Consider the following 13,454-nt stretch of genomic DNA (forward strand, 5'->3'; position numbering starts at 1 on the left):
CAAAAAAGTTCCTTTGCTATAGCACTACAACCATATATTACTCAATAGTTATATTAACCACCAAACCCTCGTTTGCTCTAACATTAAAAACCCGTTCGTCTTCAAAAATTAAATACTGGCCTTTTATACCAACAAGTTTTCCGGTATACTTTAATTCTTTTTTAATATTTAAACTCTTCGGTTTTTCTGGATATTGAAGTACAGGAAAATCTATATTGGTTTCACTGTTGTTTTCTATAAAATAATCGGCAGCCTCACCAGGAATATGGGATTTTAAACGCTCTCGCCATTCTAACAGGTTTTCGTCTTCAATATCATTTTTTAGCATTTTTCGCCAATTGGTTTTATCGCCAACATAATCTTTTAAAGCTACTTCTGTAATTCCTGCCAAATAACGATTGGGAACCTCAACAATTTCGATAGCTTCATGTGCCCCTTGGTCAATCCAACGCGTTGGCACTTGATTTTTTCTAGTGACACCCACTTTTACATTACTAGAATTAGCCAAATAAACAATATGTGGTTGCAATTGCACCTTTTTCTCGTACTCTAAATCACGGTCCTCAATCCCTAAATGTGCGGTGCTTAATTCTGGTCGCATAATCCAATCGCCCGCTCTAGCGGTATCATAAAAACATTGTCTATCAAAACCTTGCCTAAATATAGGTTTATCCAGTCCGCAATTTAAACATTGGTATTTTATAAACTCTATGGTAACATTTTTTCCTATTAATTGATTCATATTAATGAAATCATTTTCAAAAACCAGGTAGTATTGAATAGGACTTCCAAACTCTGTTGCCATTTTTGTTAAAACACCTTGGTAGGTCATAAAAAAAAGTATTATTTTTAAAAAAATAAAGATAGAATAAATATGTCAATTCCCTTAGTAAATTCTATTGCATCGTGGTTTTTAAAAAAACGATTTCATCAAATTGAATTGTTCTTAAAATATCCGAACGAGGTGCAAAACGAACTACTTTTAAGCTTAATAGATTTTGCTAAAAACACCGAAATTGGCAAACAATACGACTTTGCTTCTATTAAAAATTATAAAACATTTGCAGAGCGTGTTCCAATTAAAAATTACGATGGTTGGCAAGATGATATTGAACGCTCCAGACGAGGAGAAAGCAATATTTTTTGGCCAACACCCATAAAATGGTTTGCAAAATCTAGTGGAACTACCAGAGCAAAAAGTAAGTTTATACCGGTAAGTGAAGAGTCCTTAGAAGATTGCCACTACGCAGCAAGTAAAGATTTACTTTGTATGTATTTAAACAACAACGAAGACTCACAATTATTTAATGGTAAAAGTTTACGCCTTGGGGGAAGCAAAGAATTATATAAAGAAAAAGGTACCGTTTATGGTGATTTATCTGCTATTTTAATTGATAACATGCCATTTTGGGCAGAATTTAGTAGCACACCAAGTAATAAGGTGTCACTAATGAACGATTGGGAACATAAAATGCAAGCCATTGTAAACGAAACTATCAATGAGAATGTTACTAGTTTAGCGGGCGTACCGTCTTGGATGCTTGTGTTATTAAATAATGTTTTAGAAACTACAGGGAAGCAAAACCTACATGATATTTGGCCTAACTTAGAAGTGTACTTTCATGGTGGCGTTAGTTTTACACCGTATAAAGACCAATATAAAAAACTACTTCCTAAACCTGGTTTTAAATATTATGAAACCTATAATGCTTCTGAAGGCTTCTTTGCTATTCAAGATCGAAATGATTCATCAGAATTACTTCTTATGCTAGATTACGGTATTTTTTACGAGTTCATTCCTATGGACATTTATGCAACTCCTCAAGAACATGCCATTCCTCTTAGTGAAGTGAAATTACACCAAAATTACGCCGTAATTATCACGACTAATGGCGGCTTATGGCGTTATAAAATTGGAGATACCATTCGGTTTACATCATTAAACCCCTACCGTATAAAAATTTCTGGCCGAACAAAACACCATATAAACGTGTTTGGTGAAGAACTTATAATTGAAAATGCTGAACATGCATTAAAAAAGGTTTGCAAGCGCACAAAATCCGAAATTGTAGACTTTACAGCAGCTCCCATATTTATGGAAGGTAAAGAAAAAGGAGCCCACGAATGGTTAATTGAGTTTAAAACACCTCCGGAAGACATCAACTATTTTAATGAACTGCTTGACAATGCTTTAAAGGCTTTAAACTCCGACTATGAAGCAAAACGCTACAATAACATTACACTAAACAAACCTAAAATCAATATTGCTAGACCTCAACTTTTTCATAACTGGCTAAAAAGTAATGATAAACTTGGGGGACAACACAAAATACCTAGACTATCTAACACGCGTGATTATTTAGAAGAATTACTAAAACTGAATGATTAGAATACTGTTGTAAGTCTTTTATTAAACGGCGCTAAACAAAAACAAAAAACCAACACCTAAATTCTATTTAGGGTTAACTTGGTCGACCGAAATAATCGATAAAAAACATCAAAACCGACAACATGTTACCAGAAAAGTTTTTAAACGAATATTTCGTCTTATAATCTAAAACCTAGTTTTAGGCTATGGTTACACTATCTATTAGGGTTACTTTTACATCAGTTTTAAACACAGACATAAATTTTTTATTTATATAGATATCCAATATTAATTAATTTCCCTAACTAAAAAAAAACCACACTAAACAGTGTGGTTTTTAGTTTTTTATACACCCTGTTTTCATTTTAAACAAAGCTCGGATTTCGATTCGTATGCTATTTTTATAATTTGTTTTTCATAATATGCGTTTAATACCAGAATATAACTTATACCTCTAACTTACCGCTATCATGAATAACCATTAGCCTCGCGACAGGAAATACATTAATCAAAAAGTTATGGCGCTGGATTAGGCATAGCCTCATGAACGGCATCAATTTGCTCTAAAATATCATCACTCAACGTCACATTAATACTCTCAATATTTTCTTTAAGTTGTTCCATTTTGGTTGCCCCAATAATAGTACTGGTAACAAAAGGACGTTGGTGTACAAATGCTAAACTCATTTGCGCTAAACTTATGTTATTAGCTTCTGCAATTTCTAAATACTTCTTAGCCGCCTCGCTAGCTCTTTCTCCACTATATCTTGCAAACCTTGGGAATAATTTTAGCCTGGCATCATCGGCCGCAGTTCCTTTTATGTATTTACCAGATAGCACACCAAATGCCATAGGTGAATAGGCTAATAGCCCTATATTTTCTCTTAAAGCAACTTCTGCCAAATCTCCCTCAAAAGATCTGGTTAACATAGAATATGCGTTTTGAATGGTAGAAATTTTTGGCAAATTATGTTGTTTTGATTCCTCTAAATAACGCATAGTTCCCCAGGCATTTTCGTTAGATACCCCTATATTTCTTATTCGCCCTGCTTTTATTTCGGCATCTAAACTATTTAAAATCTCATTAAAATTATCCTCCCATTTAGAATCTAATTTATAATCCCTAATCCCAAAGCGGTTAGTATCGCGCTCTGGCCAATGCAGTTGGTATAAATCGATATAATCGGTTTGTAGGCGTTTTAATTCTAAATCTATAGCTTCTTTTATAGCACTTGGGCTAAAACCTGTTGTTCTTATATGTGCGGTATAATCGCCGGGACCTGCAATTTTAGAAGCTAAAATAACTTTATCTCTATTCCCCGATTTTTTTAACCACGTACCAATAATTTTACTGGTTCGCCCACTCATTTCGGCAGTGGCTGGAACCGGATATAACTCGGCTGTATCAATAAAATTAACACCTTGATCTATTGCGTAATCTAATTGTTCATGACCTTCGGCTTCGGTATTCTGGTTTCCCCAAGTCATGGAACCTAAACATATTTTACTAACTTTTATATTGGTGTTGGGTAGTGTTGTGTATTTCATTAATTTTTATTTTTTCATTTCCGCGAAGACGGAAATCTTTTTAATTGAAAGGATACTATATATTGGAAAATTAGATTTATTTCAATGCTATAAAACGACACCCCTAAAACCCCCTCGAGGGGACAACCAAACCCTAAAAAAATAATTGTTTTTTTAAGTTAATTTTAAAAGATGCATTTATACTTATTGTTACAAATATAAAAAACCTATACCCCCTTTTTTTCCTAAAAAACTTAAATCTGTGTTAATCCCAATAAAAAAAACCGTTAAAAGGCATTTTAGCTTTTAACGGTTTTTTATGCGTTAGGGATTGAGGTATTTGTTGAAGCCCTTTTTGTGTTGTTGCACATATGCAACACAAAAAAACCAACGAACTAAAGCCCGACCCGTGTGGTAACCTGCCTCCCGGCAGTCAAGCGCCCAAATTTTACTCCTCACCTAATAACTTAGAAAGCTCGTCTAATTTTGGTGTTAAAATAACTTCGATACGTCTGTTTTTTGCCTTACCTTCCTTGGCCTCGTTAGAGGCCACCGGTGCGAATTCGCCACGTCCTGCTGCTGTTAAATTCTCTGGATTAATATCATTATTTTGACGTAAAATATTAACAATTGCTGTGGCACGTTTGGTAGATAAATCCCAGTTGCTAGTTAAAATCCCATTGCCTTTGTAGGGCACATTATCGGTATGACCTTCAATTAAAACAGCAATATCTGGATTCTGCCCAAGTACAGTACCTAGTTGCTTTACAGCGCGTGTACCCTCTGAACCAACAGCCCAACTCCCTGAACTAAAAAGTAGTTTATTTTCCATGGACACGTATACTTTTCCATCGCGCTGCTCTACGGTTAATCCTTTACCTTCAAAATCGGTTAAAGCTCTAGAAATGGCGTCTTTAAGTGCTGTCATTGCAGCATCTTTGGATGCGATAACTTGCTCTAATTCTGCTACACGGTTAGAGCGGTTTTCCAATTCTTTTTTAAGCTTTTCTAAACGTGCATTTTCTGCCGCTAAAGCTTGCTCTTTGGCTTCTAATTGCGCTAATAACTCTCTGTTTTTTTGAGAATTTGCAGCAATGGATGCCGAACTATTTTTCTCTAAAGCATCGTAAGACGCCTTCATATTATCTAAATTTGATTTCGCTGCGTTATACTCACCTTGTAACCTATCGCGTTCCGCTATAGCCTCGTCGTAAGCCGATTGTAATTGTTTTAATTCATTTTCCGCTGCTGTTTTTGCACTTAATAGTGCTTCGTTATTTGTGGATAATTTTCGATTCTCTTTTTTTAAATCAGCATACTTTGCTTCGAGGTCTTTATATATTTTTGGAGACACACAAGATGCTAATAATACAAGAGTGAATACTGTAAAAATGCTTTTTTTAATCATGTTGTTTGGCATTAATTTGTTATTAATTTTCAATTTCTAGCAGAATAGGACAATGATCGCTATGAACTGCATCAGACAGTATAACGGCTCTTTTTATGTTTTCTTGTAAAGGTTGCGCAACCATGGCATAATCTAATCGCCAACCTTTATTATTAGCGCGCGAATTAGCACGGTAACTCCACCAACTATACTGCTGTAAATCAGGATGAATAAACCTGAACGAATCGACAAAGCCACTTTCTATAAAATTTCCAATCCATTCGCGCTCCACTGGTAAAAATCCCGATACCCCTTTCATTTTTGGGTTATGAATATCTATTTCTTCATGACAAATATTATAATCGCCACAAATTACTAGGTTTGGAATGTCTTTTTTAAGATTGTTTATATACTCCTGAAACAGATCCATATATTCCAATTTATGGTTTAATCTCGCATCATTAGTACCCGATGGCAAATACAAACTCATTACCGAAACCCCATTAAAATCGGCACGAATATTTCGGCCTTCGAAATCCATAGACTCAATTCCGGTTCCGTATTCAATGTGATCGGGTTCGGTTTTACTTAAAATAGCCACACCACTATATCCTTTTTTTTGGGCACTATACCAATAGTTGTATTTGTAACCCGCATCCTCAAAAAGGCTTAAATCTAATTGCTCTTTCATGGCCTTTATTTCTTGCAAACAAATAACATCTGGATTTGCAGCTTTTAACCAATCGATAAAACCTTTATTTATGGCTGCACGAATACCGTTTACGTTATAGGATATAATTTTCATTAGAATTTTATTTATAATTTAAAAGACCCAGACCTTTTGTCGGGACACTACACTTTTTATATAAAGCGCATTGTTTCAGCTAAAATAAATAATACATTACTTTTACGCCATCATTTTACAGCAGATTTAACGAAAAGTATCAACAAAATATTTTAAACAATTTGTAGTTTACATACTTAATGAAGTATATAATTCCATTAATTATAGTTTTGATAGGATTTTGCGGGTTTTCGCAAAACCCATCGTCCAACTATAAAACTAAAAAATATGCTGTAAAAGACACCATTATAATTGATAGCGTAAGCATTAATTCTAATTACTTTTTTATTAAAAAAAAGGATAACACACCTATAGATTCCACCTACTATTCGGTTGATTTTTCTAAAGCCATTTTAAAATTTAAAAAATCTATTGATACCGACTCCATAATTATAAACTACCTAAAATTCCCTGAATTTTTAACAAAAACCTACCAACAGCTTGATGCGGGTATTATTGTTAAAAACAATAGCACCAGCCAAACTTTATATAAATTAAAACAACCTAATACAGATAAAACCTATGTACCGTTTGATGGCCTAACAACCTCTGGAAGCATATCGCGAGGTGTTACTGTTGGAAACAATCAAAATTCGGTTTTAAACAGCGAATTAGACCTTCAAATTACAGGAAAGTTAAATGATAAGGTGTCTTTGCGAGCGTCCATTCAAGATGCTAACATTCCGCTGCAAGAAAGTGGATATAGCCAGCGCCTAGATGAGTTTGACCAAGTATTTATCGAATTATTTAGCGACCGCTGGAATATTCGTGCTGGAGACATCGATTTAGAAAATACCAATTCCTATTTTTCAAGCTTTTCAAAACGTGTACAAGGTTTAAATTTCAACTTGAATTTAGGACATACGGATAACAGCACTAATTTATTTGCTGCAGGTGCCTTGGTTAGAGGGCAATTTAGCACGAGTCAGTTTACAGCTTTAGAAGGTAACCAGGGACCATACAAACTTCAAGGGCCAAATGGCGAATTATTTGTACTTATTGTTTCTGGTAGCGAAACAGTTTATGTAAATGGAATCCCAATAAAACGTGGCGAAGACCAAGATTATATTATTGATTACAATGCAGGTGAAATTATTTTTAATTCGACATATCCGATAACTTCCGAAATGCGAATAACTGTCGATTACCAATATAGCGACCGGAATTATTCGCGATTTGTTGGATATGGTGGTGGAAATTACGAAAGTAAAAAGCTAAAAATTGGGGTTTCGATGTATTCTGAAAATGATGCTAAAAATCAGCCTTTACAACAAAACCTATCAGAAGAACAAGTTGAAATTCTTGCCAATGCTGGCGATGATAAGTCGTTAATGGTAGCACCATCGGAAGTTCGAGATGAACTAAACGACAACCGCATTTTATATAAAAAAACACTTTTTGGCACTGTTGAAGGTTTTGAATTTTCTAACAATCCGGATGATGACTTGTATCGAGTAACTTTCACTTTTGTAGGCGATAATCAAGGTGATTATGCATTAAGTAATATAAATGCGATTAATAACATTTATGAGTATGTTGGCGTAAACCAAGGAAACTACGCCCCAATTGTTCAATTAGTAGCTCCAACTAACCTACAAATTGCGGTTTTAAATGGTAGTTATTCACCTTCGGAAAAAACAAATATAAGTTTCGAGGCTTCGGGTAGTAAAAATGATTTGAATGCTTTCTCAACTATAAACGACGATAATAACGATGGTTTTGCAGGGAAAATTAAAATCAATCAAAACCTTATAAAAAAAGATAGCCTTTGGACTATTGATGCCTATTTGGATAGTGATTACATCAGTTCTAACTACCGAAATATTGAAGGATTATATAATCCAGAATTTAACCGCGACTGGAATTTAGATATAGATAACACTAATGTCATTGAACTAAATTTAGGTAATCAAATCCTATTAAATTCTGGTTTAAGATTATCTCATCATAAAAAAGGGAGCGTCAATTACCAATTTGAACATTTAAATTTTTCTGATGGTTTTAATGGAAACCGACATATTACCTTTGCTAATCTGTTTTTAAATAAATTCAACATTTTATCATCTTCTAGTTTTTTAAATGCGGATTCCAATACAAACACCTCAACATTTTTAAGGTCTTATAATCGTATTATATATAGCATGAAAAATAGTTGGATTGGCACAAGACTAGCTGTTGAAGATAATAAACAACGTAATATTAGCACGCAAGAACTTACGGCTTTAAGTCAGAAATTTAAATCTTACGAAGTGTTTGTTGGTATAGGAGATAGCACAAATATTTTTACAGAAATCGGGTATAAAAATCGCGTAAATGACAGTATTAGAAATAATGAATTGCAAAAAGTAAATACATCCAACACCTTTTATTTAGACTCCAGACTTATTAAAAACAAAAACACGAATTTATCTTTATACGCCAATTACAGAACCTTAAATAATACTGATGACGCGTTAGACGATGAGAACTCTATAAACTCCAGATTACAATTTAACCAAAAACTATTTAATCAAATTTTTCAGTGGAACACAATTTTTGAAACCAATTCTGGACAATTAGCACAGCAAGATTTCACTTATGTAGAAGTTGAAGCAGGACAAGGTACATACACTTGGAATGATTATAACGAAAACGGCATTCAGGAGCTTGAAGAATTTGAGATTGCTCAATTTCAAGACCAAGGTATATACATTCGCGTGCTACTTCCTAATCAAGTTTATATAAAAACACATCAAAACAGACTGAGTCAAACCCTTACTATAAACCCCGCACAATGGTCGGTTTCAGACAAAAAAATTAAAAAATTCTGGGCGCATTTTTACAATCAAACTAGTTATTTAATTGATAGAAAAGTAAAACGAGACGGCGGTGATTTTAATTTGAATCCTTTTAATAATAGCGAAGAGGACCAATTAGGTTTACAATTAAACTTTAGAAACATTTTATTTTTTAATAGAGGAAAACAACGTTACACTACCTCTTATACATTTTTAGAAAACACAACAAGAAGCATCTTATCGGTTGGTTTTATAGAGAATGGTTTAAAAAGCCACCAGTTTAATTTTAATCATAAATTATCTGCAAACTGGTTAGTAAATATGCTTTCTGCCTTTGATACTAATGAGAGTATAAGCGAAAATTTTGCTAGTAAAAACTATAATTTTGATGAGGCTAGATTCAACCCTAAGCTTTCTTATTTATTTAACGATAATTCTAGCTTCGATATTTTTTACCAATACGCAAGTAAAAACAATACTATTGGCGATTTAGAAACTTTAAAACAACAGACTTACGGCGTGTCTTTTAGTTTAGCAAGCAGCCAACAAAGCGCTATTAACGGCGAATTTAATTACTTTTCTAACGATTACACAGGAAACTCCAATACGCCTGTAGCATACCAATTATTAGAAGGCCTACAACCTGGAAGAAACTTTACTTGGAGCTTATTAGCACAAAAAAAACTAACCAAATTTTTAGATTTAAACCTGAGTTATTTTGGTAGAAAAACAGAAACTAGTCGAACGATTCATTCCGGATCTATTCAACTAAAAGCCTATTTTTAAAAGTGCGTTTTAACCTTATCGACATCTGTAAAAACAGTTATAATTGTTTTAACAGCTTCGGTATAAAACTCTGGATGAATGTTTTCAAAATCATCTGTAGGTTCGTGATAATCCTTATGATCTTCGACCCCAAAGTATAAAAACGGAATGTTTTTTTTATGAAAATTAGCATGATCGGAAGTATAGGTCCAATTTTCTAATCTATCATAGCCATCATGACCAGTAACTAATTGTATTTTAGACGACGTTTTCACCTTCGAAATTAAATGCATTAAATTCTTATTGAAAGATCCACCAACAGCAAACAACTCATTTTTATTGCTTCGGCTTATCATATCTAAATTCAAATTAATAACAATATCTTTTAAAGGAACAATAGAATGATTTACATAATACTTAGAGCCTTGTAGGCCTAACTCTTCAGCATCAAAAGCAGCTAAAATAACGGTATGTTTTGGTGGGTGTATTTCAAAATATTCCGCGAAAGCGAATAAAGCACTTACTCCAGAGGCATTATCGTCTGCACCATTATAAATATGGCCCTGTTTAACACCTTCATGATCGTAATGCGCACTTATTACAATATATTTATTAGGAAACTCCAGGCCTTCAATACGCCCTAATATGTTAACCCCTTTATACTGCTTACCGCTTCTATGGAAAGTAAACGCTTGTTCAAACGAGCTACCCAAGGGTTTTACTTGTAACCTATGGAATTGATTAACAATATATTTTCGGGCCTTTAAAGCGCCTTTTTCACCTGTTCTTCGACCTTGAAATGCATCAGAAGATAACGATTTAACATGTTTTAATAAGGCATTTTTATCAAACGCATACTCCAAAGCCGATTCTGTTTGAGCCAAGACACTCGATCCTTGAAAAACAATGTAAAAAATTAGAATTAGGCGAAGTTTATTCATAAACACTATTAGTAAACAAATAACAAAGCCCATACCAACAAGTTGATATGGGCTTGAAATATATTTTAAATCGAACTACTTAACAGCAGATTTCATTAATTCTCTATTCATTCTTGCAATGTTATCTAAAGAAATTCCTTTTGGACATTCTACTTCGCAAGCCCCAGTATTTGTACAGTTTCCAAAACCTTCTAAATCCATTTGCGCCACCATGTTTTGCACACGATCTGCAGCTTCTACTTGCCCCTGTGGTAGTAACGCATATTGCGATACTTTGGCACCTACAAATAACATAGCAGAAGAGTTTTTACACGTAGCAACACAGGCACCGCAACCAATACAAGTAGCAGCATCCATAGCCTCATCGGCAGCATGTTTAGAAATTGGTAATGCGTTTGCATCTTGTGTATTACCAGAAGTGTTTACAGAAATGTAACCACCTGCTTGTTGTATACGTTCAAATGCATTTCTATCAACTACTAAATCTTTTATTACTGGAAAAGCTGCTGCTCTAAAAGGTTCGATTGTAATGGTATCGCCATCTTTAAACATTCTCATGTGTAATTGGCAGGTTGTTACACCTCTATCTGGCCCGTGAGCCTCACCATTAATGTACATAGAGCACATACCGCAAATACCTTCACGACAATCATGATCAAAAGCAACTGGCTCTTCACCAGAATTTACTAACTGCTCGTTCAAAACATCCATCATTTCTAAAAAAGACATGTGTTCTGAAATTTCAGTCACTTTATAATCTACCATTTGACCCTTTGAACTTGAGTCGGCTTGTCTCCAAATTTTAAGTGTTAAATTCATAATGTCTTTATTATTTGTATGAACGTTGTTTTAGTTCTATATCTTTAAATTCTAATTCTTCTTTGTGTAAAACAGCATCTGCAGGTTCCCCTTTATATTCCCAAGCAGCTACAAAAGCAAATTCTTCATCGTTACGTTTTGCTTCTCCTTTTTGAGGGCCATCTAACTCAGCAGACTCTTCTCTAAAGTGACCTCCACAAGACTCAGATCTCATTAAGGCATCTTTAGCAAATAACTCTCCTAGCTCTAAGAAATCTGCAACTCTTCCTGCTTTTTCTAATTCTGGGTTCATTTCATTTGCTGATCCTGGCACAGAAACCTCCTTCCAGAATTCTTCACGAATAGCCTTAATTTCGACCATTGCCTCTTCCAAGCCTTTAGCGTTTCTAGACATTCCTACTTTGTCCCACATTACCTTCCCTAATCTCTTATGGAAATAATCTACAGATTTTGTTCCTTTATTATTAATAAAGAAGTTAATTCTATCTGTAACCTCTTTTTCAGCAGCCTCAAACTCTGGGCTTTCAGTTGAAATTTTTCCAGTTCTAATATCATCGGCTAAATAATCGCCAATAGTATAAGGTAATACAAAATACCCATCGGCTAAACCTTGCATTAAAGCAGAGGCTCCTAATCTATTGGCACCGTGATCTGAGAAATTAGCTTCTCCAATACAGTAACATCCAGGAATGGTAGTCATTAAGTTATAATCTACCCAAACACCACCCATTGTGTAGTGTACCGCAGGGTAAATCATCATTGGTGTTTCGTATGGATTCTGATCTACAATTTTCTCATACATCTGAAATAAGTTTCCATATTTCGCTTCAACAATGGCTTGTCCTAATTCGTATATTTTTTCCTTAGAAGGGTTTGATATATTATGAATTTTTGCTTGCTCTTTTCCATAACGGTCTATGGCAGAAGCAAAATCTAAATACACAGCTTCACCGGTAGCATTTACACCATAACCAGCATCGCAACGCTCTTTTGCTGCACGAGAGGCAACATCACGAGGTACTAGGTTACCAAATGCAGGGTAACGCCTTTCTAAGTAATAATCTCTTTCGTCTTCTGACAAATCTGTTGGTTTTTTACGACCTTCACGAATTGCCATAACATCTTCCATATTTTTTGGAACCCAAATACGACCATCATTTCTTAAAGACTCAGACATTAAAGTTAATTTAGACTGATAATCTCCCGAACGTGGTATACAAGTTGGGTGAATTTGCGTATAACACGGGTTTGAAAAGAACGCCCCTTTTTTGTGGATTTTCCATCCTGCAGAAACATTTGAACCCATAGCATTAGTTGATAAGAAAAACACATTTCCATATCCACCAGAGGCAATAACCACGGCATGAGCAGAATGACGCTCAATTTCGCCAGTTATTAAGTTTCTTGCAATAATTCCTCTTGCCTTACCATCAACAACAACGACATCTAACATTTCGTGACGATTGAACATTTCAATCTTTCCACGTGCAATTTGTCTATTCATTGCAGAATAAGCACCTAGTAATAATTGTTGACCTGTTTGTCCTTTTGCGTAAAACGTTCTAGATACTAAAACGCCACCAAATGAACGGTTGTCTAACAATCCACCATAATCGCGAGCAAAAGGAACACCTTGAGCCACACATTGATCTATAATATTTGCAGAAACCTCGGCCAAACGATAAACGTTTGCCTCACGAGAACGATAATCGCCACCTTTTACAGTGTCGTAAAATAACCTATATGTAGAATCGCCATCGCCTTGATAGTTTTTAGCTGCATTAATTCCACCTTGTGCCGCAATAGAATGCGCTCTACGAGGAGAATCTTGATAAGCAAATGCTTTTACGTTATATCCTAATTCTGCTAAAGTAGCACAGGCAGATCCACCTGCTAGACCAGTTCCAACAACAATAACATCGATATTACGTTTATTTGCAGGGTTTACTAAATCTATATGATTTTTATAATCTGTCCATTTATCTTTAAGTGGACCTTGAGGTACTTTTGAATCTAAAGCCATAGT

9 protein-coding genes are annotated in these 13,454 nt (G+C 34.7%); 2 read left to right on the plus strand and 7 right to left on the minus strand.

Translation table 11 applies throughout. From position 1 onward, the window contains the following. Positions 1-37 precede the first annotated feature (37 nt). The gene (locus tag ABJM36_RS14245) at positions 38-832 is read right to left on the minus strand and encodes a DUF2797 domain-containing protein (RefSeq protein ID WP_348452167.1); all 795 of its coding nucleotides are present in this window, start codon (positions 830-832) and stop codon (positions 38-40) included. 42 nt (positions 833-874) lie between these two features. Here ABJM36_RS14245 and ABJM36_RS14250 point away from each other — a divergent pair, with 42 nt between their 5' ends. Continuing rightward, positions 875-2,389 carry a GH3 auxin-responsive promoter family protein gene (locus ABJM36_RS14250; protein WP_348452168.1) on the plus strand — a complete coding sequence of 505 codons (1,515 nt, stop codon included), beginning with the start codon at positions 875-877 and terminating at the stop codon, positions 2,387-2,389. A gap of 495 nt (positions 2,390-2,884) precedes the next feature. Here ABJM36_RS14250 and ABJM36_RS14255 read toward each other — a convergent pair whose 3' ends face one another. The 3 genes from ABJM36_RS14255 to ABJM36_RS14265 all read right to left on the minus strand — a co-directional run bounded on the left by ABJM36_RS14255 (position 2,885) and on the right by ABJM36_RS14265 (position 6,087). Continuing rightward, positions 2,885-3,916 (minus strand): aldo/keto reductase, encoded by a 1,032-nt coding sequence (locus ABJM36_RS14255; protein WP_348452169.1) that lies wholly within the window; start codon positions 3,914-3,916, stop codon positions 2,885-2,887. A gap of 427 nt (positions 3,917-4,343) precedes the next feature. Next, entirely contained in the window at positions 4,344-5,303 is a 960-nt protein-coding gene (locus ABJM36_RS14260; protein WP_348452170.1) for an OmpA family protein, read from the minus strand. A 22-nt stretch (positions 5,304-5,325) separates the two neighbouring features. Further along, positions 5,326-6,087, minus strand: a complete 762-nt coding sequence (locus ABJM36_RS14265; RefSeq protein ID WP_348452171.1) for an exodeoxyribonuclease III — start codon at positions 6,085-6,087, stop codon at positions 5,326-5,328. Positions 6,088-6,266: 179 nt separating this feature from the next. On the opposite strand from ABJM36_RS14265, the gene ABJM36_RS14270 reads away from it, so the two are divergent. Further along, positions 6,267-9,689: a hypothetical protein gene (locus ABJM36_RS14270; RefSeq protein WP_348452172.1), complete on the plus strand. Its 3,423-nt coding sequence runs from the start codon at positions 6,267-6,269 to the stop codon at positions 9,687-9,689. Here the strand turns inward: ABJM36_RS14270 and ABJM36_RS14275 are convergent. The 3 genes from ABJM36_RS14275 to ABJM36_RS14285 all read right to left on the minus strand — a co-directional run bounded on the left by ABJM36_RS14275 (position 9,686) and on the right by ABJM36_RS14285 (position 13,451). Next, positions 9,686-10,609, minus strand: a complete 924-nt coding sequence (locus ABJM36_RS14275) for a M28 family peptidase (RefSeq protein ID WP_348452173.1) — start codon at positions 10,607-10,609, stop codon at positions 9,686-9,688. The two genes, ABJM36_RS14270 and ABJM36_RS14275, sit on opposite strands and share 4 nt — an antisense overlap. Positions 10,610-10,684: 75 nt before the next feature. Then, positions 10,685-11,428 (minus strand): succinate dehydrogenase/fumarate reductase iron-sulfur subunit, encoded by a 744-nt coding sequence (locus ABJM36_RS14280; RefSeq protein WP_348452174.1) that lies wholly within the window; start codon positions 11,426-11,428, stop codon positions 10,685-10,687. A gap of 10 nt (positions 11,429-11,438) precedes the next feature. Then, positions 11,439-13,451 (minus strand): fumarate reductase/succinate dehydrogenase flavoprotein subunit, encoded by a 2,013-nt coding sequence (locus ABJM36_RS14285; RefSeq protein WP_348452175.1) that lies wholly within the window; start codon positions 13,449-13,451, stop codon positions 11,439-11,441. Between the last annotated feature and the right edge of the window lie 3 nt (positions 13,452-13,454).

It is taken from the genome of Algibacter sp., assembly GCF_039977455.1.
Lineage (GTDB): Bacteria > Bacteroidota > Bacteroidia > Flavobacteriales > Flavobacteriaceae > Algibacter_B.